Annotated in this window: 18 protein-coding genes, 1 tRNA gene and 1 pseudogene; 10 read left to right on the top strand and 10 right to left on the bottom strand. The window is 72.2% G+C overall.

The features are described from left to right. Positions 1-11: 11 nt before the first annotated feature. The 3 genes from AB0E98_RS25525 to AB0E98_RS25515 all read right to left on the bottom strand — a co-directional run bounded on the left by AB0E98_RS25525 (position 12) and on the right by AB0E98_RS25515 (position 2,252). Positions 12-455 carry a DUF6479 family protein gene (locus AB0E98_RS25525; RefSeq protein WP_361706673.1) on the bottom strand — a complete coding sequence of 148 codons (444 nt, stop codon included), beginning with the start codon at positions 453-455 and terminating at the stop codon, positions 12-14. Between the two features lie 75 nt (positions 456-530). Beyond that, entirely contained in the window at positions 531-1,556 is a 1,026-nt protein-coding gene (locus tag AB0E98_RS25520; RefSeq protein WP_361706671.1) for a nucleoside triphosphate pyrophosphohydrolase, read from the bottom strand. A gap of 78 nt (positions 1,557-1,634) precedes the next feature. Further along, the gene (locus AB0E98_RS25515; protein ID WP_361706669.1) at positions 1,635-2,252 is read right to left on the bottom strand and encodes a SurA N-terminal domain-containing protein; all 618 of its coding nucleotides are present in this window, start codon (positions 2,250-2,252) and stop codon (positions 1,635-1,637) included. Between the two features lie 383 nt (positions 2,253-2,635). Here AB0E98_RS25515 and AB0E98_RS25510 point away from each other — a divergent pair, with 383 nt between their 5' ends. After that, the gene (locus AB0E98_RS25510) at positions 2,636-4,087 is read left to right on the top strand and encodes a DUF2079 domain-containing protein (RefSeq protein ID WP_361706667.1); all 1,452 of its coding nucleotides are present in this window, start codon (positions 2,636-2,638) and stop codon (positions 4,085-4,087) included. Positions 4,088-4,131: 44 nt separating this feature from the next. On the opposite strand, the gene mfd is transcribed toward AB0E98_RS25510, so the two are convergent. The 3 genes from mfd to AB0E98_RS25495 all read right to left on the bottom strand — a co-directional run bounded on the left by mfd (position 4,132) and on the right by AB0E98_RS25495 (position 11,323). Beyond that, positions 4,132-7,689, bottom strand: coding sequence for a transcription-repair coupling factor (gene mfd / locus AB0E98_RS25505; RefSeq protein WP_361706666.1), 3,558 nt, complete (start codon positions 7,687-7,689; stop codon positions 4,132-4,134). 278 nt (positions 7,690-7,967) lie between these two features. After that, entirely contained in the window at positions 7,968-10,538 is a 2,571-nt protein-coding gene (locus AB0E98_RS25500) for an FtsX-like permease family protein (RefSeq protein WP_361706663.1), read from the bottom strand. After that, entirely contained in the window at positions 10,535-11,323 is a 789-nt protein-coding gene (locus AB0E98_RS25495; RefSeq protein WP_361706661.1) for an ABC transporter ATP-binding protein, read from the bottom strand. Before AB0E98_RS25495 ends, AB0E98_RS25500 begins: the two co-directional genes overlap by 4 nt. Before the next feature lie 412 nt (positions 11,324-11,735). On the opposite strand from AB0E98_RS25495, the gene AB0E98_RS25490 reads away from it, so the two are divergent. Next, positions 11,736-13,529 carry a lytic murein transglycosylase gene (locus AB0E98_RS25490; RefSeq protein ID WP_361706659.1) on the top strand — a complete coding sequence of 598 codons (1,794 nt, stop codon included), beginning with the start codon at positions 11,736-11,738 and terminating at the stop codon, positions 13,527-13,529. Between the two features lie 53 nt (positions 13,530-13,582). On the opposite strand, the gene AB0E98_RS25485 is transcribed toward AB0E98_RS25490, so the two are convergent. The 3 genes from AB0E98_RS25485 to AB0E98_RS25475 form a co-directional block, all read right to left on the bottom strand. Continuing rightward, complete coding sequence (locus AB0E98_RS25485; protein ID WP_361706656.1) at positions 13,583-14,473, bottom strand: cellulose-binding protein; 891 nt, start codon at positions 14,471-14,473, stop codon at positions 13,583-13,585. Between the two features lie 186 nt (positions 14,474-14,659). Continuing rightward, positions 14,660-17,278 carry an SUKH-4 family immunity protein gene (locus AB0E98_RS25480; protein ID WP_361706859.1) on the bottom strand — a complete coding sequence of 873 codons (2,619 nt, stop codon included), beginning with the start codon at positions 17,276-17,278 and terminating at the stop codon, positions 14,660-14,662. A gap of 8 nt (positions 17,279-17,286) precedes the next feature. Further along, positions 17,287-18,264, bottom strand: coding sequence for an SMI1/KNR4 family protein (locus AB0E98_RS25475; RefSeq protein ID WP_361706653.1), 978 nt, complete (start codon positions 18,262-18,264; stop codon positions 17,287-17,289). Positions 18,265-18,596: 332 nt separating this feature from the next. Here AB0E98_RS25475 and AB0E98_RS25470 point away from each other — a divergent pair, with 332 nt between their 5' ends. Both AB0E98_RS25470 and AB0E98_RS25465 read left to right on the top strand, forming a co-directional pair. Continuing rightward, positions 18,597-19,127, top strand: a complete 531-nt coding sequence (locus tag AB0E98_RS25470) for a YwqJ-related putative deaminase (RefSeq protein ID WP_361706651.1) — start codon at positions 18,597-18,599, stop codon at positions 19,125-19,127. Between the two features lie 9 nt (positions 19,128-19,136). Then, a complete protein-coding gene (locus AB0E98_RS25465) occupies positions 19,137-19,643 on the top strand; it encodes an SUKH-3 domain-containing protein (RefSeq protein ID WP_361706650.1) in 507 nt (168 codons plus the stop codon). A gap of 17 nt (positions 19,644-19,660) precedes the next feature. Here the strand turns inward: AB0E98_RS25465 and AB0E98_RS25460 are convergent, their stop codons facing one another. Beyond that, positions 19,661-21,061, bottom strand: a complete 1,401-nt coding sequence (locus AB0E98_RS25460; RefSeq protein WP_361706648.1) for a histidine kinase — start codon at positions 21,059-21,061, stop codon at positions 19,661-19,663. A gap of 156 nt (positions 21,062-21,217) precedes the next feature. Here AB0E98_RS25460 and AB0E98_RS25455 point away from each other — a divergent pair, with 156 nt between their 5' ends. The 6 genes and pseudogenes from AB0E98_RS25455 (at position 21,218) to pth (ending at position 25,830) form a co-directional block, all read left to right on the top strand. Further along, positions 21,218-21,898 carry a hypothetical protein gene (locus tag AB0E98_RS25455; protein WP_361706645.1) on the top strand — a complete coding sequence of 227 codons (681 nt, stop codon included), beginning with the start codon at positions 21,218-21,220 and terminating at the stop codon, positions 21,896-21,898. Positions 21,899-21,926: 28 nt separating this feature from the next. After that, positions 21,927-21,998, top strand: a tRNA-Gln gene (locus tag AB0E98_RS25450). A gap of 120 nt (positions 21,999-22,118) precedes the next feature. Then, entirely contained in the window at positions 22,119-23,576 is a 1,458-nt protein-coding gene (glmU, locus tag AB0E98_RS25445) for a bifunctional UDP-N-acetylglucosamine diphosphorylase/glucosamine-1-phosphate N-acetyltransferase GlmU (protein WP_361706642.1), read from the top strand. A 73-nt stretch (positions 23,577-23,649) separates the two neighbouring features. Continuing rightward, complete coding sequence (locus AB0E98_RS25440; RefSeq protein WP_361706640.1) at positions 23,650-24,627, top strand: ribose-phosphate diphosphokinase; 978 nt, start codon at positions 23,650-23,652, stop codon at positions 24,625-24,627. 224 nt (positions 24,628-24,851) lie between these two features. Beyond that, positions 24,852-25,133 (top strand): annotated as a pseudogene (locus AB0E98_RS25435) (50S ribosomal protein L25); the annotation flags it as partial. Positions 25,134-25,239: 106 nt separating this feature from the next. Beyond that, on the top strand, positions 25,240-25,830 hold the full coding sequence (pth, locus tag AB0E98_RS25430; protein ID WP_361706638.1) for an aminoacyl-tRNA hydrolase: 591 nt from the start codon (positions 25,240-25,242) through the stop codon (positions 25,828-25,830). The last annotated feature ends 122 nt before the right edge of the window (positions 25,831-25,952 follow it).

The raw sequence follows: 25,952 nt of genomic DNA, 5'->3' as shown, positions 1-25,952 counted from the left end.
CTGGGCGCCCCCTAGTGGTGTCCACCGCCGCCGCTGCCGAAGGCGCCGCTGCTGCCGGGGTCCCATTTCTTGCGCTCCTCGGAGAGCTCCTCGGGGTGGCTGCCCGGGTTCCTCATCTCATGCGGAAGGCGGCGCTCCCCATTGGCCTCCGTCTGCATCTCGTCCGACTCGTGGTGCTCGGTGACGTACCCCACCGACTCCTCGTCGTGGGTGTGCCCCGGACCGTGGTCGGGCGAGGTGGGCCCCCGGTCGTGCTCCTGCCGGGTCTGCCACGCGCCCTGGCGGCGCTGCGGCTGGCTCGGCGGCGGGGGCTCCCGGTCGCGGACCCTCCGGCCGACGACGATGGCGCCGATCAGGATGGCGACGACGAAGAGCCCCACGATGAAGGGGGCGATGCCGCCGAGCTGAGCGGGAGCGGCGAGGGCCGCGGCTGTGACGAGGGGATCGGTGCGCATGGGATTCGGGTACCCGTTGGCCGCGCCGTCAAGACCGCCACTGGGCCGAACGGGTGAGCGAACGCCCCGTCCGCGCTACTCCGGGGCCCCGCCACCGGCATCGCCCCGGGCCTCCTCGGCGGCCCGGATCGCGTCACGGTAGGTGCGCGCGGCGGCCCGCAGGGCGGTCTCCGGCTCCACTCCGGCCGCCTCCGCCCGTACGGCCAGCGCCAGCAGCTCGTAGCCGACGCCGTCCCCGTCCGGCAGGGCCACCTCCAGCCGCTCGTGGCGGGCCCGGGAGGCCAGCTTCGCGGCCAGGGCCAGGGCGGGCTGCCCCAGCGGCACGCCCTCGGTGACCGACTCCCGGCGCTTCTCGTCGGCCTTCGTCCGCATCCAGTGCGCCTTGACCTCCTCCGGCGTCTCGGCGGACTCCTCCCCGAAGACGTGCGGGTGGCGGTGGATGAGCTTGTCGACGATGCCGGCGGCGACGTCGTCGACGGAGAACGGCTCGTCCGGGTCGTCCTGCGCGATCCGGGCGTGGAAGACGACCTGGAGCAGAACGTCGCCCAGCTCCTCCCGGAGCTCCTCCCGGTCACCGGTCTCGATGGCCTCCAGGAGCTCGTACATCTCCTCCAGCCCGTACTTCGCCAGGTCCTCATGGGTACGGACACCCGTCCACGGGCAGGACACGCGGATCCGGTCCATCACCTGCACCAGGTCGAGCAGCCGGGCGCCGGGCAGGTCGTACGAGCCGGGGAGCAGCTCCAGCGCGGGCATCGACTCCCGGCCGGAGCCCGCCAGCCGGGCCAGACCGTCGGTGAGGGCCGACTCGCCCTCGGCGGAGGTGAGCACCACGGCGGTGCGCCCGCCCGCCGCGCAGTAGTCGACGAGCTCCCGCGCGACCGGCGCCGCCCGCTCGACCACGACGCCGGCCTCCCCCAGATACGGCAGCTGGGGGTGGCCGGCGTCGGCGCACAGCACCCGGTCGGCGGCGCGCAGCGTCTGCCACGCCGACCAGGACAGCAGACCGGGGGCGACCCGGTGGCTGGTGGTCAGCAGGACGATACGGCCGAGGGAGTCGCCCTCGGGGGCGTCGGCGGGGGCGTTCACGCGGTCATTCACACGACGGTCATTCACACGCCCGAGCCTAGGCGACCGGCACGGCGCCCGGCCCGGGGCCGAGGGCGCCGTGCCGGGCGCTCAGGCGGGCTGCTCGGGGGCGGGCTGCCCGGCGGGGCGCAGCCAGGGCTCCTGGACGGTCCGGGCCGTGCCGCGCTTGGCGTCCCACGTGCCGTAGCGCGGATTGACGTCGACGCGCAGGGCCTCGGACGTCTTCATCAGCTCGTCGACGGCACGGGCCTGGCCGAGCTTCTTCTCCAGCTTGGCGCGGACGAGCCCGGCCGACAGCTCCTGGTCGACCTGGTCGGGGGCGATCCCGGCCGCGAGGAACCGGCTGTCGACCGCCGTCGGGCCGCCGAGCAGCTTCTCGACCTCCTCCCGGCGCTCCTGGAGCTCCCGCCGGGTCACGTCGACGCCGTTGTCCCGGCCGGCGGCCTCGATGACCCGGTACTGGATCAGCCGCACCAGGGTGTCCTGGCTGAGCCGGGCACTGCCCGCCAGCAGCTGCCGTCCCTGCGGCGAGGACCGCTGCGCCTTCCGTACGTCCTCCACCTGGTTCTGGAGCTGGGCGACGGTAATCCGGTCCTTGCCCACCACGGCGGCGGCACCGGGGTGCGGGGTGGAGCCGCAGCCGGTGAGCAGGGGCACGGCGAGCAGCCCGGCGGCGGAGACGGAGAGCGCTGTCCTGCGGCGGATCATGAAGCCTCCCGGCAACGGAGATCGTGCGGCATGCGTGGGCAGGGGCGTAGGGCGGGGCGGCGCCCCGCGACGTGCGGTCCATCGGCCTGGCGTTGATCGATGGTAGGCAGTCCGCGTGGCCCAAGCCACTGATTCGGCCAACGATTCGCGGTCCGCCGGGATGCGCGAACGCCCCGGGAGACTCCCGGGAGAGTGGCATCGCGCGTGCGTCCGGCCCAGCCGCCGGAGAGAGCGCCGGATCCTGGCGTGCGACGCCATCATGACGCCCGCCGCCGAGGACGCATACTTCAAGACCAGCGGGGAGCACGGACCGCAAGAAAACCGGCTGAAGCCAGCCAAGGGGCGCGAAGCCCCGGAAGCCGTAGGAAGAGAGAGGACCACCCATGGACTCGGCCACCGCCGACGTGTCGGCAGCAGGCCACAGCCCGGCCGAGGCCACGCCGGCCGGACGCCCCCCGTCCGCCCGGCTGCGCGCACCGGGACTGGACCCCTACTGGGTGGGCGCCGCCCTGTTCGTCCTCTACACCACCCTGTCCGTCAGCCGTCATCTGCGGATGCTCACCATGTCCTGGGACCTGGGCATCTTCGAGCAGGCGATACGGGCCTACGCCCATCTGCGGGCGCCCATAGCCGACCTCAAGGGCCCCGGCACCAACATCCTCGGCGACCACTTCAGCCCCGTCACCGCGCTGATCGCCCCCCTCTACCGGGTCTTCCCCACCCCCGTCACCCTGCTCGTGGTGCAGGCCGTGCTGTTCGCGCTGTCGGCCGTGCCGGTCACCCGGCTCGCCGCCCACCTCCTCGGCCGCGGCCGGGGCCTCGCGATCGGCATCGCCTACGGACTGTCCTGGGGAGTCCAGCGCGCGGTCGAGTTCGACTTCCACGAGATCGCCTTCGCCATGCCGCTGCTGGCCTTCTCCCTGGAGGCACTGGTCCGCCGGCGGTGGACGGCCGCGGTGCTCTGGGCGGCGCCGCTGGCCCTGGTCAAGGAGGACCTCGGAGTCACGGCCGCGGCCATCGGCGTGGTGATCCTGCTCCGGCTGCGCGGCACGGGCCGCGACCCCAGGGCCGTGGCCCTGGCCTCCGGACTGGTGGCCTTCGGACTGGCGGCCACCGCGCTCGCCCTCGGCGTGATCATCCCCGGCTTCAACAACAGCGGCTCCTACGACTACTGGAACAAGCTCAGCGGCGACGGCGGCCCCGCGCCCACCATCCCCGTCGACACCGCCGTCCGCACCCTGCTGTGGATCCTGCTGCCCACCACCGGACTGCTGGCCCTGCGCTCGCCGGTGCTGCTCGTCGCCCTGCCCACCCTGGGCTGGCGGTTCGCCTCCCACGACGACCACTACTGGGGCACCGACTGGCACTACAGCGCCGTCCTGATGCCCATCGTCTTCATCGCCCTCACCGACGCGCTCACCAAGGCGCGCGGCGCCGGCCGCGCCTGGCCGCGCCGCTACGCCCACCAGCTGCCCGCCGCCGTCCTCGCCGCGGCGCTCGCGCTCAGCGCGTCCCTGCCGGTGTACTCCCTGACGATGCCGGACACCTACCGGATACCCGAGAGCGTCAAGGCCGCGGAGCGCCTCTTCGACCGGATCCCCGACAACGCCACCGTCGAGGCCGACATCACCCCCATAAGCCGGCTCGTCCACCGCTGCCGGGTCTTCTGGACGGGCGACACCCGCGGCATCGTCCCCGACTACATCGCGCTGCGCATGACCGACGGCCGGACCGCGCAGGACCTCGTCGAGGACGCGCGGCACCGGCACCCGGGGGCCGTGTTCACCGTGCTCGGCACCGAGAGCGGCTACGCCGTCCTGCGGCACATCGGCTAGTCCGCGCCGGGGTGCCCGGGGGCTTGACCCCTGGGCACCCGGCCTCAGCCGAGGATCGTGGTGAGGAACTCGCCGGTCCACGCGAGCAGCTCGCGCCCGACCAGCGGCTTGCCGCCGATGGGCCGGGTCGCCGGGCGGGGCACCAGGATCTGCTGGGTGGCGGGCTTCATGACCGTGCGCGGGTGGAGCCGCTTGAGCCTCAGCTCCTGGGACTCGCGCAGCTCCACCGGGCCGAAGCGCACGTTGGAGCCCTGGAGGGTGATGTCGGAGACCCCGCAGGCACGCGCGAGCATCCGCAGCCCGGCGACCAGCAGCAGGTTCTCCACGGGCTCCGGCAGCTTGCCGTAGCGGTCGGTGAGCTCCTCGCGGACGGCCTTGATGTCCTCCTCGGAGTTGGCCGAGGCGATGGCCCGGTACGCCTGGAGGCGCAGCCGCTCGCCCGGCGCGTAGTCGTGGGGGACGTGCGCGTCGACGGGCAGCTCGATCTTCACCTCGAGCGGCGCCTCCACCTCCTCCGCGCCCCCCTCGACCGAGGCCCGGTAGTCGGCCACGGCCTCGCCGACCATCCGGATGTAGAGGTCGAAGCCGACGCCCGCGATATGACCGGACTGCTCGCCGCCGAGGAGATTGCCCGCGCCGCGGATCTCCAGGTCCTTCATGGCGACGTACATGCCCGCGCCCATCTCCGTGTGCTGGGCGATGGTGGCCAGCCGCTCGTGCGCGGTCTCGGTGAGCGGCTTCTCCGGCGGGTAGAGGAAGTAGGCGTAGCCGCGCTCACGGCTGCGGCCCACACGGCCGCGCAGCTGGTGGAGCTGCGACAGGCCGAAGTTGTCGCCGCGCTCGACGATGAGGGTGTTGGCGTTGGAGATGTCGATGCCCGACTCGACGATCGTCGTCGAGACCAGCACGTCGAACTTCTTCTCCCAGAAGTCGACCACGACCTGCTCCAGCGCCGACTCCCCCATCTGGCCGTGGGCCGTGGCGATCCGCGCCTCGGGCACGATCTCGCGCAGCTTCGCCGCCGCCCGGTCGATGGACTCGACGCGGTTGTGGATGTAGAAGACCTGACCCTCGCGCAGCAGCTCGCGCCGGATCGCGGCGCCGATCTGCTTCTGGTCGTACGGACCGACGAAGGTGAGCACCGGGTGGCGCTCCTCCGGCGGGGTGGTGATCGTGGACATCTCGCGGATGCCGGTGACCGCCATCTCGAGCGTACGGGGGATGGGGGTCGCGGACATCGTCAGGACGTCGACGTTGGCACGGAGCTTCTTCAGCTGCTCCTTGTGCTCGACGCCGAAGCGCTGCTCCTCGTCGACGATGACCAGACCCAGGTCCTTGAACTTGGTCTCGGAGGCGAAGAGGCGGTGGGTGCCGATGACGATGTCGACCGAGCCGTCGCGCAGGCCTTCCAGGACGGCCTTGGCCTCCGTGTCGGTCTGGAAGCGGGAAAGGGCCTTGGTGACCACCGGGAACTGGGAGTAGCGCTCGGAGAAGGTGCCGAAGTGCTGCTGCACCAGCAGCGTGGTGGGCACCAGCACGGCCACCTGTTTGCCGTCCTGTACGGCCTTGAAGGCCGCGCGGACCGCGATCTCGGTCTTGCCGTAGCCGACGTCGCCGCAGACCAGGCGGTCCATGGGGACGGTCTTCTCCATGTCCTCCTTGACCTCGGCGATGGTGGTGAGCTGGTCGGGCGTCTCCGCGTAGGGGAAGGCGTCCTCCAGCTCGCGCTGCCAGGGGGTGTCCGGTGCGAAGGAGTGGCCGGGGGCGGCCATCCGGGCCGAGTAGAGCTTGATCAGGTCGGCGGCGATCTCCTTGACGGCCTTCTTGGCACGCGCCTTGGTCTTCGTCCAGTCGGCGCCGCCGAGGCGGTGGAGGGTGGGGGCCTCGCCGCCGACGTACTTGGTGACCTGCTCCAGCTGGTCGGTGGGGATGTAGAGGCGGTCGCCGGGCTGGCCGCGCTTGGCGGGGGCGTACTCGACGAGCAGGTACTCGCGGGTGGCGCCCTGGACGGTCCGCTGGATCATCTCCAGGTAGCGGCCGACGCCGTGCTGCTCGTGGACGATGTAGTCCCCGGCCTGGAGGGTCAGCGGGTCGATGGTCTTGCGGCGGCGGACCGGCATCCGGCCCAGGTCCTTGCTGGCGGACTTCTGGCCGGTGAGGTCGGCCTCGGTGAGCACCGCGAGCTTGAGGGCGGGGTCGACGAAGCCGTTGTCGAGGCTCGCGCAGGAGACGTGGACGAGGGCGGGCGTCAGCCCCGGCAGGTCCGCGTCGAGGCGCGCGGGGATGCCCTCGCCCGCCAGCACCTCGGCCGTACGGGCGGCGGGGCCGTGGCCCTCGGTGAGGAAGACCGTGCGCCAGCCGTCGGCGACCCAGCCCTTGGTGTCGGCCAGGGCGCGGGCGGTGTCGCCGCGGTAGGTCTCGGGGGCGTGCATGCCGAGCCGGAGCACATCGCCGCCCAGCTCCGTCCCGCCCGCCGCGCTGTGCTCGATGTCGCCGAAGGCGAACGGACTGACCGACCACCACATGATGCCGAGCTCACGGGCCCGGTCGCGGACGTCGGCGATGCTCCACAGGGACGCGGCGTTCACATCGATGGGGGCCTCGCCGCCGCCGGCCGTGGCGGCCCAGGACGCCTGGAGGAACTCCTGGGAGGTGGCGACCAGGTCGGCGGCTCGCGTCCGGACCCGCTCGGGGTCGCAGACCACGGCCATCGCGCGGGCCGGGAGCACGTCCAGGAGCAGCTCCATGTCGTCGACGAGGACGGGCGCGAGGGACTCCATGCCCTCGACCGCGATCCCCTCGGCGATCTTCCCGAGGAGCTCGCCGAGCTCGGGGTGCTCCTCGGCGAGTGCCGCGGCCCGCGTCCGGACCTCGTCGGTCAGCAGCAGCTCACGGCAGGGCGGGGCCCACAGGCCGTGCTCGGAGACCTCCAGGGAGCGCTGGTCGGCGACCTTGAAGTAGCGGATCTCCTCGACGTCGTCGCCCCAGAACTCGACGCGGAGGGGGTGCTCCTCGGTCGGCGGGAACACGTCGAGGATGCCGCCGCGGACGGCGAACTCGCCGCGCTTCTCGACCAGTTCGACACGGGAGTACGCGGCGGCGGCGAGGGCGGCCACGACCTCTTCGAGGTCGGCGGTCCGGCCCGTGCGCAGGCTCACCGGCTCCAGGTCGCCGAGGCCCTTGACCTGCGGCTGGAGCACGGACCGGATGGGCGCCACGACGACGCTGACGGGCCCCGCGGCCGGGTCGTCCCCGCTCGGGTGCGCGAGGCGGCGCAGCACGGCGAGACGGCGGCCGACGGTGTCCGAGCGCGGGGACAGCCGCTCGTGCGGCAGCGTCTCCCACGCGGGGTACTCGACGACGGCGTCCTCCGGGAGGAGCGAGCGCAGCGCCGCCGCCAGATCCTCGGCCTCCCGGCCGGTGGCGGTCACGGCGAGCACGGGCCGCCCCGCGTCCCGGGCGAGCGCGGCGATCGCGAAGGGACGCGCGGCGGGCGGGCCGACCAAGTCGATGTGCGGCCGGTTGCCGTCGCCGGCGGCCTTCACCGCTTCGGCGAGCGCCGGATCGTTGACGACGGCGTCGAGCAGACCGTGCAGGCTCATGAAGTGCATCCCGTCCCGGGGGTGGACAACGCGACTAGCCCGACGCGGGTGCCCTGCGGGCGGCCGAGCCGGGGGTTCCAGACTACGACGGGGTGCCGACACCCGCCGGGGCTCGGCACGGGGCGGGGGCCGGTTCGGTACCGCCGGGCACCTTGCGGGCCTCAGAACCGCCGCGACGGCGATCAGCCGTCGGCGAGGGGCCCGGCGGCGCCGAACGGCCCGGACCCGCACCCCCGTGGCGCGTCCGGGCCGTTCGTGTCCGCGAGGCGGCGAGGCGGCTAGTCCGTCGCGATCGCCCGCAGGACGTTCATCCGTCCCGCCCGGAACGCCGGGATCAGCGCGGCGAGGAGGCCCACCACCGCGGAGCCGAGGAAGACCGTGGTGATCGTCGGCCAGGGGATGTCCAGCACGCCCAGCCCCTGCGTGGCCAGCAGTCGCTGGGACGTGGTGCCCCAGGCCATGCCCAGACCCAGGCCGAGCAGCGCGCCGAAGAGGGCGATGACCACCGACTCCAGGCGGATCATGCGGCGCAGCTGGCGGCGGGAGAAGCCGATGGCGCGCAGCAGGCCGATCTCGCGGGTGCGTTCGACGACCGACAGGGCGAGGGTGTTCACGACGCCCAGGACGGCCACGATGATCGCGAGGGCCAGCAGGCCGTAGATCATGTTGAGCAGCTGGCCGACCTGGTCCTGGATGAGCTTCTTGTAGTCGGCCTGGTCGCGGACCTTGACCTGCGGGTAGTCGGCGACGGCGGCCTTGAGGGAGGCGGCGGCCTCCTTGGCGTGGCCGTCGGTGGCCTTGGCGAGGATCAGCATGTCCAGCGGCATCCGGTCCGCCGGCAGGTACTGCCGGGCGGTGTCGAGGCCGATGAACATCCCGCCCTTGTTGATGCTGGTGTCGTCGGAGGTGATGGCCTTGACCTGGAGCCTGGCCTCGCGGCCGCCGGTCATCGCGACGGTCAGCCGGTCGCCCAGCTTGATCCTGTGGTCCTTGGCGAAGCCCTCGGGGACGGTCATGGCGTCCTTGCCCCAGGCGTCGGCGAGGGTGCCCTGGACGGTCTCCGTGCGGAGGTCCTCGCCGTAGGTTGCCTGGGAGGCGTTCAAACCTTGGGTGACGGACGTTCCGTCGGGGAGGGCGATCCGGGCCTTGACCGTGGTGATCGTCGTGAAGTGGGCGATGCCGGTGGCCCGGCGGACGGCCTCGCTCTGCTTCGGCGTGAGCGGCCCGTGGTCGCTCTGGACGATGAAGTCGGCGCCGACGGACTTGTCGAGCTGGTCCGTGGCCGAGGCGACCATGGAGGAGCCGACCACCGACAGGGCGGCGACCAGCGCGAGGCCGATCATCAGGGCGGAGGCCGTGGCGCCCGTGCGGCGCGGGTTGCGCAGGGCGTTGCGTTCGGCGAGCCGGCCGACGGGGCCGAAGACCCGCAGGACGACGGCGCTGATGACGCGGACCACGAAGCCGGCCAGCAGCGGGCCGACGACCACGAAGCCGACGAGGGTGAGCAGTACGCCCAGGCCCAGCAGGCCCGAGCCGGCCGACGGCTCGTCCGCGTTCGCGGCGGCCAGCAGCGCGGCGCCGCCGGCGGCCGAGACGGTCAGGCCGATGACGGCCCGGATCCTGCCGGCCTTGCCGTCGGCGGGGGTGCCCGCGTCGCGCAGGGCGGCGATCGGGGAGATCTTCCCGGCCCGCCGGGCGGGCAGGAAGGCGGCCAGCACGGTGACGACGACGCCGAGGAGCAGGCCCACGACGGGCGTGGTGGCCTTGACGGTGAGCTCGGAGGTGTCGAGGTTCATGCCCATGGAGCCCATGAGCTCCATCAGTCCCACGGCCAGGGCGATACCGCCGCCGATGCCCAGCACCGAGCCGACGACGCCGAGGAGGACCGCTTCCACCAGCACGGACCGCAGGACCTGCGAGCGGCTCGAGCCGATGGCCCGCATCAGGCCGATCTCGCGGGTGCGCTGGGCGACGAGCATGGAGAAGGTGTTGACGATGAGGAAGACGCCCACGAGGACGGCGATGCCGGCGAAGCCCAGCAGCGCGTACTTCATGACGTCGAGGACCGAGCCGATGTCCTTCTTGTTCTCGGCCTTGGTCTCGGCGGCGGTCCGGATCGCGAAGTCCGCGCCGTCCGCGCCGAGGGCGGCGGTGACGTCCTGCTTCAGCTGCTCGTCGGTGACGCCGGGGGCGGCGGTCAGCCCGTAGCCGCTGTAGGTGCCGGCGCCGCCGAGCAGCCGGGCCTGCGCGGTGGGGGTGTCGAAGTAGAGGACTGCCGCGCCCGGGTTGGTGGTCTTGTACGTGGCGATGCCGACGATCGTCACGGAGAAGTCACCCGGGGCCGCCATGACCCGGAGCTTGTCGCCCGTCTTCAGGCCGTGCTTCTTGGCGGTGTCGGCGTCCAGGACGGTCTCGCCGGGGCCGTGCGGCTCATGGCCGCTGGTGATCTCGACGGACTTCTTCTGGCTCTCGTCCCAGTTGGTGCCGACGGTGGGGGCGCCGGACTCGGGGCTGATGCTCTTGTTCTTCGCGTCGGCCGCGGTGAGCTGCCGGCTGGTGGCGTGCGGCTCGACCTTCGCGACGCCGGTCACCTTGGCGAGGCGGGGCGCCAGGGACGCGGGGACGGTCTCCGGCCGGCCGGTCTCCTGGGCGTCGTCGGTCTTCTTCGGGGAGACGCTGACGTCGGCGGCGGTGGAGGCGAAGAGCTTGTCGAACGTGGCGTTCATGGTGTCGGTGAAGACGAGCGTGCCGCACACGAACGCCACCGACAGCAGGACGGCGACGGCGGAGAGCGCCATGCGTCCCTTGTGCGCGAGAACGTTGCGCAGGGAGGTCTTGAGGACGGTCACGACACCCGCCCACGGGCGTCGAACTTCTTCATCCGCTCGAAGACGGCGTCCGCCGTCGGGGCGTACATCTCGTCGACGATGCGCCCGTCGGCGAGGTAGAGGACGCGGTCCGCGTACGAGGCGGCGACGGCGTCATGCGTCACCATGACGATGGTCTGCCCCAGTTCGTCCACCGAGCGGCGGAGGAAGCCGAGGACCTCGGCGCCGGAGCGGGAGTCCAGGTTTCCGGTGGGCTCGTCACCGAAGATGATCTCGGGCCGGGCGGCGAGGGCGCGGGCCACGGCGACGCGCTGCTGCTGACCGCCGGAGAGCTGGTTCGGGCGGTGCTTGAGCCGCCCGGACAGACCGACGGTGTCGACGACCCGGTCCAGCCACGCCTGGTCGGGCTTGCGGCCGGCGATGTCCATGGGGAGCGTGATGTTCTCCAGGGCGTTCAGCGTCGGCAGCAGATTGAACGCCTGGAAGATGAAGCCGATCCGGTCCCGGCGCAGCCGCGTGAGCTTCTTGTCCTTCAGCGACGTGATCTCGGTGTCGTCGATGAATATCTGCCCCGAGCTGACGGTGTCGAGCCCGGCCAGGCAGTGCATCAGCGTGGACTTGCCGGACCCCGACGGGCCCATGATGGCCGTGAACTGGCCACGGGCGATGTCCACGTCCACCTGGTCGAGGGCGACGACCCGGGTCTCCCCGGACCCGTACGCCTTGACGACCTGTCGGGCCCGCGCCGCGACGGCCGCTTGACCTCCGGTGCCCCCGGCCTTGGGAATCGATACAGCGGTTGTCACGGTGTGCTTCTCCTATATACGGGTGTGGGCTCATGCCGAAGCGCCCCGAGCCCCACCCCCCGCACTCCGGCCGCTCACAGAAATGTAGGCAGCGGCCCGGGCCCCACTCCTCCTCCTGCGGTACGAACCGGGAGGTGGAGAACGTACGGCGATACCCCTAGGGGTTCGCAGGACCGACCCTGACGGAAGCTGGAGGTCCGCTACGCACCGGCCACGCGTCGGCCGCGCGAAGGCCTGGAAGTACCCACTCCGGAAGGCCACTTGTGGAAGAAGAGGCCGCGAAGAATCTGTGAAGCCAGTCCCCGGACAAGACAATTGCGGCCACTGGGAATTAATGTTCGGGTCTATGGCCGAGGGGAGAGACGGGCGAACCCCTTCACACGGCCGCCGGTCTCCCGAGGAAGCAGCCTCCGTGAAGATACTTCGTACCCGCGCTGCGAGCGTCTCGCGCCAGGGACTGTGCACCGCTCTGCTCGTCGCCAGCCTCACGACCGCCGCGGTGGGCGCCAGCCCCGCGAGCGGCGCGTTCGGCGGCGACCCGTCCCCCGGGCCCGACAATCCGCAGCGGAAGCCGCACGGCGTCCCCAACCTCACCCTCCCCGACCTCGTCCCGCGCCCCGGCGCCTCCGGCAAGCCCGGCAGCCCCGTCGGCCGCGGTGACACCCCCGACGGCAGCACGGGCATCCCGGTGACCGCCCTCGCCGCCTACAAGAACGCCGAGAAGCTCGCCGCCGAGCGCTACCCGGGCTGCCACATCCCGTGGCAGCTCGTCGCCGGCATCGGAAAGGTGGAGTCCGAGCACGCGGCCTCCTACGGGCTGCGCTCGGACGGCACGACGGACAGACAGATCCTGGGGCCCCGGCTGACGGGCGGCCAGTTCGCGGAGATCAAGGACACCGACGGCGGCCGCTGGGACGGCGACGCCCAGTACGACCGGGCCGTGGGGCCGACCCAGTTCATCCCCTCCACCTGGGAGAGCTACGGCGTCGACGGCAACGGCGACGGCAAGGCCGACCCCAACAACATCTTCGACGCGGCCGCGGGCACCGCCCGTTACCTCTGCGCCGGCAACAAGGACCTGCGCGACCCCGCCGACCTCGACCGGGCCATCCTCAGCTACAACAACTCGCGCGAGTACGTGAACGCCGTCCTCGCCTGGATGCGGACGTACCAGAGCGGCCAGGTCGGCACCACGCCCGACACCGGCACCGGCACCGGGCCGTCCCGCACGCCGACCCCCCCGTGGAGCGGCCCGAAGCCCACGCCGACGCCGCCCTGGAACGGCGGCAATGGCGGCAATGGCGGTACGGGCAGCGCCAAGCCCGGTACGCCCTCGAAGCCCTCGACACCTTCGACGCCGGACAAGCCGACGCCGGACAAGCCCAAGCCCGACAACCCGAGCAAGCCCGACAACCCGGACAAGCCCACCCCGGAGAAGCCGGCCGCCGTCTCCCGCCTCGACCGCGTCGGCGACGAGCAGCTGACGGCCACGGCCGGCGAGACCTTCGCCGGCCAGCCGGCCGTCCGCGCCCTGACCGCCGGCGGAAAGGCCGCCCCGGCGGGCACCCGCGTCACGTTCGAGGTCGTCGGTCTGAGGACCGAAGCCCGCTTCGAGGACAAGAGCCGCACCGCCACCGTCACCGTCGACAAGGACGGCAAGGCCGTCGCCCCGAAGCTCACCGCGGGCAGGCTCGCCGGCGACTTCACCGTGCGCGCCACGGTCGACGGCAAGGGCGGCGCCAAGATCACTGTCGACTTCGCCGGCACCGTCAAGGCAGCACCCGCCCCGCGCGCCACCGCCCTGGAGCGCGACGGCAAGGGCGACCTGACGGCCGCTCCGAAGAGCTCCTTCAAGGGGCAGGTCAAGCTCAAGGCCACGGACAAGGGCAAGGCCGTCGCGGGCGCGATGGTCACCGCCACCGTCCTGGAGCGCGACGGCAAGACGCCCGCCACGACCGGCCCGTACTTCCTGGACGGGGACGAGACCCCGCAGCGCCGGGTCACCCTCGTCAAGACGGACGAGAACGGCTACGTCGCCCTGCCGACGCTGTTCACCGACGAGCACGCCGGAACGTACATCCTGCACCTGACCACGACCGACGGCGCGATCCTCGACCTGGAACTGACCGTCGCGGCCCCCGCGACACAGAGCCCGGCCCCGGCCACACCCCCGGCCACGCCCTCGGCGACACCCACCAAGAAGTAACGAGAAGCAGCGCGCACGACGGCCCCGCCCCCACATGGAGGCGGGGCCGTCCGCTACTCGTTCGCCGCCACGTCCTCGGCCACCGGCTTGCCCGTCAGGGCCGCCAGACTGTGCCGGACGTGCGCCATGTGCGACTTGAGCTCCTCACGCCGCTCCTCGTGCTCACGCAGCACCCGCTCCGTGTCCCGCGCGATCCGCTCCTCGCGCACCCGCGCCTGCGCGATCACCGCCGCCGCCTGCGCCTCGGCGTCCTCCTGGCCGTGCCGCGCGGCCTCCTCCGTGTCCGCGTACCGGCGCCGCGCGTCACCGAGCGCCGTACGCGCGTACTCCTCCAGCGCCGCCACCCGCGCGTCCATCGCCGCCTCGCGCTCGGCGATCTCCCGCCCCGCCGCGTCCCAGCGCTCCGAGTGCTCCTTCTCCTGCTCGGCCAGGATGTGGGCCGTCCGCTGCCGCATCTCCTTCAACGAGGCCAGCGACTCCTCACGCCGCTCCGTCGTCTCCTGACGCACCGTGGTCCGCAGATCGTCCGCGACGGTCTGCGCCGCCAGCTGCGCCTGCCGCGCCCACTCCTCCGCCTCGCCACGCACCGCCACCGCGTACTCGTGCGCCGACTCCCGCACCGAACGCGCATGGGTCTCCGCCGCCTCGGCGAGCCCCGTCGCCTCGGCCTCGGCACGCTCGCGCAGCCCCGCCGCCTCCAGCTCGGCCGTCGCCACCAGGCCCTGGGCACGCGGACCGAGGGTCTCGTACGTCTGCGGCGGAAGCTTGGCGACGACCTGGGCGAGGTGCCGCACCTCGTCCTCCATCTCCCGCGCCAGGACCGTCAGCCGAGCGGCCCGCTCCCAGGCGGAGTCCCGCTGCCGGGCGCACTCCGCCACCGTGCGGTCGACCTGCTCGGGCCGGTAACCACGGCCTCGTACAACAGCGAAACCGTCAGGAGACACCGGTGAACTCATCCTTGTAGCCCCTTATATCCGGAAATCCGGTATGCGACAGGTCGGCGTCCATCATTCCCGGACAACCCGAGCGCCCATGACACGACACTCCGCGACACCGGACGCCCGGCCCCGAACCGGGGACCGGGCGCACCACGCCGTCCGGGCACGCCTCACCGACCGCTGGACCGGCCGCTAGAAGAGACCGTCCCACATCTGCTCCAGCAGCACGGCCCACCAGTTCTCCGGCGTGGACAGAGCGGCCGGGTCCAGCGCGGCCAGCTGCTCCTGAAAGTCCACGGTCCAGCGCCCGGCCTGCTCCGGCGTCAACCCGTAACGCCACCGCCACATCTTCCCGAGCAGCGCCAAAGAGCGAACGAACTGAGGAAGGCTCGTGTTGACGAACTGCGGCGGCACGGGGTGGCCGTCCGGCCCCGCCTCAAGAGGAACGGCCACGATGTGCGCCGTACCGTACTGCACACACAGCTGACGGCCGAAGTCCCCGCCCATCACCAGGTACGAACCCGCGTCCGCCGCCGGCCGCACACCGCGCTCGGCGGCGAGCTCCGCCAGCGTCGGCACAGGCCGGCCCGGCTGCGCCCGCGCCCAGAAGAACGGCCCGAAGTCGGCCGGCAGCCCCGCCCAGACCAGCGTCTGCGCGACGATCTCCGGCACACCCTGCCGGGACACGGCCCGCTGATCGAACCGGAACACCCCCTGCGGACCGAACGCCTCCGCCAGCTCCCGCCCGATCACATCCGGCCCGACCGGCGGCGCCGGCTGGATCGCGCCCGGGTGCGGCAACGGCACCGGATTCGGCGCGGGCCGCGCGGGACCGTCCGCGACCTGGTGCAGCTCGCCCTGGTGCGCCACGAGATGACGCATGCCCTGCTGACGGGTGGCGTGGTCACGCCCGTACGGGGCGGTGTGACTGACCCGCACCTGCGGCCACGTCTCACGCACCATCCGCGCGCAGTACCCGCCGGGCAGGTCACAGGACTCCAGCTCCGTGTGCAGCTCCAGCACCTGCTGCGGCGGCACGTTCATCGCCCGCAGCTCGTGCAGGATCTGCCACTCGGGATGCGGCGTACCGGGCGCGCTGCGCCGGATGATCTGCTGCTCGGACCCGTCCTGGGCACGGTAACGGAGCACGGCCATATAGCCCGGCCCGACGGTGGGCAGCCCGGTGGGGGCGGCTTGCGGGTAGCCGTAGGCGGGAGCGGGGGCCTGCGGCGGCTGCGGAGCGCCGGGGGTGCCGGGGGTGCCGGGGCCGGCGAGCATGGTCGCGGCCGCGTGCGCACCACCGCCGGGCGGCGGCGCGGCACCGGGCCGCCCCGGCGCCTGCGGCGGCACGGCGAGTGCGCCGGGGGCGCCCGGCATGCCGGGCGCGCCCGGGCTCGCCAGCATGGTCGCCGCGTGGGCGACCCCACCGGGCCCCTGCGGGGCCCCGGGCCGCGCGGGCGCGCCGGGAACACCGGGCGGCGCGGGGGGCATGGGCCCCCCGGGGCTCGCCAGCATCGTGGCGGCGGCGTGCGCACCCCCACCGGGGCCCTGCGGGGCACTGGCGGGATCGGCGCCGGAGGCCGGCGGCGTGCCGGGCCGGCCGGGGCCACCGGGGCCGTGCGCACCCGGGGCCTGACCGGGGGCACCCGGCACACCCGGAGCGGGGACGGGCGGGACACCGGGTCGGCCCGGGAAGCCCGGGGCGGCCTGCGGAGCGCCGGGCTGCCCGGCAGCGGGAGCCGGCGGCATCCCGGGCTGACCGGGCGCGCCCGGAACCGGCGGAACGCCAGGCACCTGCGCACCGGGCGCGCCCGGAACCGGCGGCGTCCCCGGCTGACCCGGAACGGCCGGCACCTGCGCGTCCGGGGCCTGGCCCGGGGCGCCCGGAATACCAGGCGCGGCACCCGGAACCGGCGGAACGCCGGGCTGACCGGGCGCGCCCGGAACCGGCGGAACGCCAGGCGCACCCGGAACACCGAGCGCAGGCGGCATGCCCGGCGCGTCCGGGCCGTCGATCGCCGGGGCGATCGCCGTGCGCGGCAGGGCGCTGCCCTGTGGGAGGAGCTCGGTCTTGGCCTCCGGGCGCGTGATCGGGGGCGGGGTGTCGTCGAAGTCCGAGCCCGAGAGGGCAGGGGCCAGGACCGTGGCGGGCAGGCCGACGGAAAGGTCGTCCTCCTCGTCGTCCGGGCGGACGTCCGCCCCCGCCCACGCCTCGGCGGCCACAGCCGGAACCGGAGCAGGCTCGGAAGCCGGCTCCTTGACCAGCACAGGTACAGGCACAGGCACAGGCACAGGCGCGGATGCAGGCTCGGGCGCCCGCTCAGGCTCGGCCTCGGGCACAGGCTCGGCCTCGGGCACGGGCTCAGGCCCGGCCTCCGGCCGCGCAGGCGCAGGCGTCGACGCCTGCGACGACCCCGACCGCCGATCCGGAATCCCCATCGCGTCCGCCGCGTCCTGAAGCCACTGCGGCGGACTCAGCAGGAACGACGTCGCCTCCAGGTCGAGCCGCCGCGGCGCGGCATCCCCCGTACCCCCGGCCGGCTGTTCCTCCACCGTCCCGTACTCCTCCTCGTACCGCCGGATCACCTCGCCCACCGGCAGCGCGGGCCACAACGTCGTCTCACCGCTGTCCCGCGCGATGACCAGCCGCACCCGGCCCCCGTCACCCCGGGGACCGTCCTCGCGGTCCTCCGCCCAGCAGACGAAGCCCAGGTCGAACTCCCGGACCTTCACCTCCCGTTGGAGATAGGCCGGCACATCACCGTTGACCCAGCGCTCCGCGCGCTCCTGCGCCTGCGCGAACGTCACCATTGCGCCGCTCATCCCTCCACCGGGACGGTGTGCGCGAAGCCACCGTCCACCATCAGGTTCGCCACCGTCTCCAGCTCCGGCGGACCACCCGCCAGCCGCGACAGGAACGCGTCGAAGTCCTCACCGCAGGGCAGCAGCAGCCGCTCCACCCGGTCCTGCACCGTCCAGCCGTCACGGTCGCGCGCGTCGTCGTACGGACAGAACCAGACCGAACCGGTCGCCTCGCCCCTGACCTTCACCGCCAGCACACCACCCTGGACGAAGCCGACGCCCAGATAGTCCTTGGTGAAGTGATCGCGCAGACACTTGTTGACGTACACGAGGTCGTTGACGGCCGCCTCGTCGCGCACCGTGAAGAACGGCTGGTCGACCAGGAGCCCCAGCTCCGCGTCGAGCGCCGCGCCCACCGGCGCGCAGCCGCCCGCCGCTTTCAGGAACGCCCGGTACGCGCCGGGCAGCCGGTAGCCGAGGTCCTCCTCGACGCCCTGCACCTGCTCCTCCGTCACGGCCAGATCCCGCTTCGGCAGCGCGAAGTGCACCGGACGGGTCTCCTGAAGCGGACGCGTCCCCCGCTTCTCCTGGTCGACGACGGCCGACGCCAGCCCGCCGTGATGCCGCAGCAGCGCCTTGATCTCCACCGGCACCAGCTCCAGCCGGCGGGTCCCGGCGACGTGATGCCAGGTCCAGCCGTGCGGCGTCGCCACCGGCGACAGACTCGCCCACAGCTCGTGCCCCTCGGCGTGCTGCGCGGCATTGGCCGACACGTAGTCGGTCAGCCGCAACTCGTCCACACCGAAACCCTCCGGCGGCTCGGCGATCTCCGCGGCCGCCCGCGCGTACGGCGAGAAGTCCGGGAAACCGTCGTCGTCGACGCGCACACCCTTGGGATAACGGCTGCGACGCACCGGATCCGGGAAGTGCACGACCTGCCCGGCATAGGCCGCGTTCGGTGGCGCGGCCTGCTGCCCGAGCCGACCTGTCGTCATGGCGGAAGCCCCCTGCTGAACTGTGTCTCCCCACAGGACCTACCGACCCCTGCGGGACTGCTGAACACCCCGGCCATGCGGCGGACGCCGGGAACACTCGTGCCCGACAGCCTATGCGCTGCCGCAAGAAGGACCCCGCGCCCATGGCCGCACCCGTATGCGAATGCGTACGAACCCCTTACGCCGACGACCGGGCCGCGACGACTCGTGACCTCACAGTGACCGTTCGACACACCAGACCCGTACAACACCGACCTGCCTTCCACACCCGCCGCCCCGTTTGGCAGGCTGATCCCCGCAACAGGGGGATTGCACGGGAGGGAAGAACCGCCATGCACACGACTCAGGAACGGCACACCGACGCGAGCACCCCGGGCGACCCCCGGCTCACCTGGAGCTCCACCGAGGACGCCGAGCGGCCGCCCGTCCTGCTGCACCGCCGCGACGGCTTCCTGCCCGCCGTGGCCGCCGCCCTGTCCGTCCGCGGCGAGACACTCACCTGCACCGCGGCCAAATCCGACCAACCACCCAGACTCCACCCCCTCGTCCAGGACTTCCTCGACACCCTCACCCACGAACGCCGCGAACGCTTCACCGGCCGCTGCCCCGAAGCCGTACTCCTCACCCGCTACCTCACCGCCCACGAGACCGGCCGCAGCAAACGCGCCGCCCGCAAACCCCTCACCCACGGCGAGGCACGCCGCGCCCTCAAACAGGCCAAGGTGACCGCCCGCCACATCCGCGAGGACGGCGACCCCCGCCACGGCTGCTACGCCCCGCCCTGCCGCTCCTGCACCGAACTCCTGGCCCACTTCGGCGTACGGGCCGTCGACCCCGCCGCACCGACCAACGGCAGGAGCTGACCACCCGCCATGCGCGCATTCGACCGCACCGCCGCCACCCGATTCCCCGTCGCCGTCGACGCCGCCCTGCACGAAGCGGGCTGGAAACCCGGCCGCTGGGACATCAAAGCCGCCGAGAACTGGGCCGACGCGCTGCGCGCCCACGTCTCCCCCGGCGGACACCGGCACACCGTCTTCCCCGCCGCCGTCGAAGCCTGGGCGGAATTCGGCGGACTGCACATCACCGGCCCCGGACCGGGCCGGCACATCGCCCCCACGCCCTTCCACATCGACCCCCTGCACGGCCTCCACCTCGCCCGCACCGTCGCCGACCTCGGCCGCGCACTCGGCACCGAGGTCTGCCCCCTCGGCCAGGAACTCGACGGCCAGGCCCTCCTCGCCATCGACGCCCACGGCCGCGTCTACAGCCTTGACCACACCGGGGACTGGTACCTCGGTTCCGACATCGACCACGCGATCGGAACACTCGTGACGGGCGTCAGGCCCTCACGCCTCTCGGCGGCGGGCCCGCACTAGCGCTCCGCGGCGGCGCGCTACGCCGCCGCCGCATCCGGAATGACCGCCGACACCCGGAATCCCCCCGCGTCCGTCGGCCCCGACACGAACACCCCGCCCAGCGCCGTCACCCGCTCCCGCATGCCCACCAGGCCGTTGCCACCACTCGGCAGCCCCGCGTCCGTACCGCCACCGTCGGACGGCCCGTTCTCCACCTGCAAGGCCACCTCCGCGTCCCGGTGCGCGAGCCGTACGACGGCCTTGGCGCCCGGCGCGTGCTTGTGGACGTTCGTGAGAGCCTCCTGCACCACGCGGTAGGCCGTCCGCTCCACACCCGGCGCGTACGAACGCCCCTCACCCACCACGGACAGCTCCACGGCCATCCCGGCATCCCGGGACTGACCCACCAGGTCCTCCAGCCCCTCCAGCGTCGGCCCACCGTCCACGACGGCCACCACCGGAACACCCGGAGCCGCCGAGACCGCCGAGACCGCCGAAACCACCGGCACACCCGACGCCGCCCGCGCCCGGGCCGACACGGCCACCGCGACCTCCGCCAACCGCTGCGACTCCGCCGCCCCAGGCCGCTCGGCGGCCGGCGACCCGTCCTGCGACGTCCGCAGCACGCCCAGCATCTCCCGTAGCTCCGTCAGCGCCTGGCGCCCCATGTCACCCACCAGCCCCGCGTTCCGCGAAGCCTTCTCCGGATCCTTCAGCGCCACGGCCTGCAACGCGGCAGCGTGCACGACCATCAACGACACCCGGTGCGCCACCACGTCGTGCATCTCCCGGGCGATCCGGGTCCGCTCCTCGTTACGAGCCCACACGGCCCGCTCCTCCGCCCGGTCGGCCAGCAGCGACAGCTCCCGCTCCAGACCGTCCGCCCGCTCGCGCAGACTCTCCACCAGCCGGCGTCTCGCCCCCACGTACAGCCCCATCAGCACCGGGGGCGCGGTCAGCCCCAGCGCCAGCAGCACGGAGATCGCGAGCATCGACCACCAGCCCGGGTGGTAACCGTCCTGGGCCATGTCCTGATGGAACCGGGCGACCGCCACGACCAGCGTGCCCAGCAGCGACGCCGCCGACAGCACGACGATGATCCGCCGGGGCACCTCGGAGGCCGCCAGCGAGTACAGACCGACGATGCCGAGCAGGAAACCCATCTCGGCCGGAGTCGTCGCTATGGAGATCAGCACCACGGCGACGGGCCAGCGCCGCCGCACCACCAGAGCGGCCCCCACGGGCACGCCTATGAGCCCACCGAGCTCGGCGGGCATCCCCACCTCGTGCGCGAAGGAGACACCCTCCAGCAGACACTCCAGAGCCGACACCAGAGCCAGCGCCACATCGAGCACCATGCTCCGCCGCCGCGCCCACCACCACGGCCCCGAGGGCGCGCCGCGCGCGCCCTCTTCCACGATTGCCCCCGTTGCGGTCATACCACCCAGACTACGGGCGGGCGCCATCGGTTTTCCCGTGCGCGCGGCAGCACGGAGCGGATCCGAACGGGGGCGAAAGGAGCATGTTTCGCCCGAACTGTTGAATCGATCGCGGATTCGATCCGTCCGGTGGGGCCGGGCGCGGACGCTGGCGTCATGGTCCAAGCGAAGACGGACATGCGGGCCCGCGCGCGGGAGCTACGGCTGGCCGGGAGGACGTACGACGAGATCGTCGCCGAGCTGGGCGTGGCGAAGAGCTCGGTGTCGCTGTGGGTGCGGGATCTTCCCAAGCCGCAGAAGACGGCGAGACAGATGCACGAGATGCGGGAGGCCCGATGGGCCCCTCACAGACGGGCCCGCACGATCAAGCAGATCGAGACGAAGCTGGAGGCGGCGTACGAGATCGGCCGGATGACCGAGCGGGAGCTCTTCCTCATCGGGGTCGGGCTCTACTGGTCGGAAGGCACCAAGAGCAAAACGCACCGTCCCAGCGAGTGCGTGAATTTCGTCAACAGCGACCCCGACATGATCAAGGTCTATCTCGCATGGCTGCGCCTCCTCGGCATCGAGAAGGGCCGGTTGCGATTCCACTTGATGATCCACGAGTCCGCCGATGTCGCTGGCGCGGAAGAATTCTGGGCCGAGATCGTGGGCGTCGACGCCCGAAGCTTCTGCAAGACGACGCTGAAGAAGCACAACCCGAAGACCGTCCGCAAGAACGTCGGGGAGGGCTACCGAGGCTGCTTGGCCGTCCGCGTGATCGAAGGTGCCGACTTGTACCGTCGCATTGAAGGCTGGTGGTACGGCATAGTGGTGGGGGCCAAAGCGATGATCTAGAGATCGTCCGGTTTGGCATGCTTTACCATCCCCCGTGGTGTAATTGGCAGCACTGTGGCTTTTGGTGCCATCTGTCCGGGTTCAAGTCCTGGCGGGGGAGCGTGACGCTCCAAATCACCGGGTCCTGACCTCCCAGGTCAGGACCCGCGCGCGTTTCGACCTTCTTACGCCCCGGTATCCTGCGGATGTCCACCCCCCCTCGAAGCCGAAGGGCACACCCGTGAGCGCCAACCGCCCGGCAGCCGTCGTCGTCCTCGCAGCGGGTGAGGGCACCCGCATGAAGTCCACGACCCCCAAGGTCCTCCACGCGATCTGCGGCCGCTCCCTCGTCGGGCACGTCGTCGCCGCCTCCCGCGAGCTCGACCCCGAGCACCTCGTCGTCATCGTCGGCCACGCCCGTGAGCAGGTCTCCGCGCACCTGGCCGAGACCGACCCCGAGGTCCGTACCGCCGTCCAGTACGAGCAGAACGGCACCGGCCACGCCGTGCGCATGGGCCTGGAGGAGCTGTCGAACAGCGGTATCGCCCTCGACGGCACCGTGGTCGTCGTCTGCGGCGACACCCCGCTGCTCACCGGTGAGACCCTGAAGCGCCTCGCGGACACCCACGCCGCCGACGGCAACGCCGTGACCGTGCTCAGCGCCGAGGTGCCCGACTCCACGGGCTACGGCCGCATCGTGCGCGACGCCGCCTCGGGCGCCGTGACCGCGATCGTCGAGCACAAGGACGCCACCGACGAGCAGCGCGCCATCCGTGAGATCAACTCCGGGGTGTTCGCGTTCGACGCCCAGCTGCTGACCGACGCGCTCGGCAAGGTCCGTACGGACAACAGCCAGGGCGAGGAGTACCTGACCGACGTCCTGGGGATCCTGCGCGAGGCCGGGCACCGGGTCGGTGCCGCCGTCGCGGGCGACCACCGGGAGATCCTGGGGATCAACAACCGCGTCCAGCTCGCCGAGGCCCGCAAGCTGCTCAACGAGCGGCTGCTGCACGTCGCGATGATGAGCGGTGTGACGGTCGTGGACCCGGCCTCCACCTGGGTCGACGTGACGGTGACCTTCGAGCCGGACTCGCTGGTGCAGCCGGGTACCCAGCTGCTGGGCGCCACCCATCTGGCGTCCGGTGCCGAGGTCGGCCCGAACACGCGGCTGACGGACACCGCGGTGGGCGAGGGCGCCCGCGTGGACAACACCGTCGCGGAGTCCGCCGTCATCGGCGAGGGCGCGCTCGTGGGCCCGTACGCCTATCTGCGGCCGGGGACGAAGCTGGGCCGGAAGTCCAAGGCCGGTGCCTACGTCGAGATGAAGAACGCCGAGATCGGCGAGGGGACGAAGGTCCCGCACCTGTCGTATGTCGGCGACGCGACGATCGGCGAGTACACCAACATCGGCGCGGCGAGCGTCTTTGTGAACTACGACGGCGTGGCCAAGCACCACACGACGATCGGCTCGCACTGCCGGACCGGATCGGACAACATGTTTGTGGCTCCGGTCACGATCGGGGACGGCGCGTACACCGCCGCCGGCTCGGTCATCACCAAGGATGTGCCCTCGGGCTCGCTGGCCGTCGCCCGTGGCCAGCAGCGGAATATCGAGGGCTGGGTGGCCCGCAAGCGTCCCGGGAGCGCGGCCGCGCAGGCCGCTTCCGAGGCCCAGCGGGACACCGGCGACGAGCAGTGACCGTGACACCGGCACGCCACGCGGGGCGTACCGTGATAAGCGCACACAAAGCGACATCCAAGGAGACTGTGCTGTGACCGGGATCAAGACGACCGGCGAGAAGAAGCTGATGCTCTTCTCCGGCCGCGCCCACCCCGAGCTTGCCGAGGAGGTCGCGCACCAGCTGGGCGTCGGCCTGGTCCCGACCAAGGCCTTCGACTTCGCCAACGGTGAGATCTACGTCCGCTTCCAGGAGTCGGCGCGTGGCGCCGACTGCTTCCTGATGCAGAGCCACACGGCTCCCATCAACAAGTGGGTCATGGAGCAGCTGATCATGATCGACGCGCTGAAGCGCGCGTCGGCCCGCAGCATCACCGTGATCCTGCCGTTCTACGGCTACGCCCGTCAGGACAAGAAGCACCGCGGCCGTGAGCCCATCTCGGCCCGTCTGATCGCGGACCTGATGAAGACGGCCGGTGCCGACCGCCTCCTGACGGTCGACCTCCACACCGACCAGATCCAGGGCTTCTTCGACGGCCCGGTGGACCACCTGTTCGCGCTGCCGATCCTGGCGGACTACGTGGGCGCCAAGGTCGACCGCGACAAGCTGACGGTCGTCTCCCCCGACGCCGGTCGTGTGCGCGTCGCCGACCGCTGGTGCGACCGTCTGGGCGCGCCGCTGGCGATCGTCCACAAGCGTCGTGACAAGGACGTCGCCAACCAGGTGACCGTCCACGAGGTCGTGGGTGACGTCAAGGGCCGCGTCTGCGTGCTCGTCGACGACATGATCGACACGGGTGGCACGATCTGCGCCGCCGCCGACGCGCTGTTCGCGCACGGTGCCGAGGACGTCATCGTGACGGCGACGCACGGTGTGCTCTCCGGTCCGGCCGCGGACCGGCTGAAGAACTCCAAGGTGAGCGAGTTCGTCTTCACGGACACGCTGCCGACGCCGAACGAGCTGGAGCTCGACAAGATCACGGTGCTGTCGATCGCGCCGACGATCGCCCGCGCCGTGCGTGAGGTCTTCGAGGACGGTTCGGTCACGAGCCTCTTCGACGAGCTGGGCTGAGCCAAGCCGGGCCGAGTGCTGTAACGATCATGCAGATCCGCTGATCCGCTGATCGATCGCACTGATCGATTTCTGAGCGGCCTCCCCCGCCGGGTAGACTCCTGGAGTTGCTCGGCGAGGGAGGCCGCACTCATGTGCGGCGGTCCGTTATCGACGCGCTCTTCGTAGCAGGCCTCGTTGGGCCGGGTGACCGTCCGCATCAGCTGCTACTCGAGGAGTGCACCATGGCCGAGATCAAGCTCGCCGCTGCCGTCCGCACCGACTTCGGCAAGGGCGCCGCCCGCCGCATCCGTCGCGCCGACCAGGTTCCCGCCGTCATCTACGGCCACGGCGCCGAGCCGCTTCACGTGTCCCTGCCGGGCCACGACCTGATGATGGCCCTGAAGAACCCGGGCGTCGTCCTGTCCCTGGACATCGAGGGCCGCAACGAGGTCGTCGTTCCCAAGCAGGTTCAGCGCGACCCGCTGAAGGGCTTCCTGGAGCACGTCGACCTGCTGGTCGTCAAGGCCTGATTCAGGGCCTGAGCCACGCCCCTCGCGGGTTTGTTTCCCACCGCCGTCCCGTTCCCTCGCCGGAGCGGGGCGGCGGTTGGCGTATGAAGGAGGTATGCGCATGACGGACGACTCCAGCCCCTGGCTGATCGTGGGCCTCGGCAATCCCGGCCCGGAGTACGCGGGCAACCGCCACAACGTGGGCTTCATGGTCGCGGATCTGCTGGCCGAGCGGATGGGCGGCAAGTTCAAGGCGCACAAGGCGCGTGCGCAGGTCGTCGAGGGCCGGGTGGGCCCGCCGGGGCCGGGGAGCCGCCGGGTGGTGATCGCCAAGCCGATGTCGTTCATGAATCTGTCGGGTGGTCCGACGACGGCGCTGCGCGACTTCTACAAGGTGCCGGTGGAGCGGATCGTCGCGATCCACGATGAGCTGGACATCGATTTCGGGCAGCTGCGGCTGAAGCTCGGTGGCGGTGACAACGGCCACAACGGTCTGAAGTCCATCACCAAGGCGATGGGTGCGGACTACTGCCGGGTGCGGTTCGGCATCGGCCGGCCGCCGGGGCGGATGCAGGTGGCGGACTTCGTTCTCAAGGACTTCTCGTCCACCGAGCGCAAGGAGCTGGCCTTCGAGGTCGACCGTGCGGCGGACGCGGTGGAGACTCTGATCGTGGACGGTCTGGAGCGGGCGCAGAGCACGTACAACTCCTGACCGGAGGGGTGGGGGGGGGGGGGGGGGCCCCCCCCCCCCCCCCCGGGGGCCCCGCCCGGGGGAGGGCGGCCGCGCCCCCGGCCCGGGACGGGCGGGAGAGGGCCCCGGCCCCCCCGCGGGCG

This window comes from Streptomyces sp. NPDC037389 (genome assembly GCF_040636475.1).
GTDB lineage: Bacteria > Actinomycetota > Actinomycetes > Streptomycetales > Streptomycetaceae > Streptomyces > Streptomyces hesseae.
The sequence above is the reverse complement of the archived record's forward strand: the minus strand, read 5'-3'. Positions and strand labels throughout refer to the sequence as shown.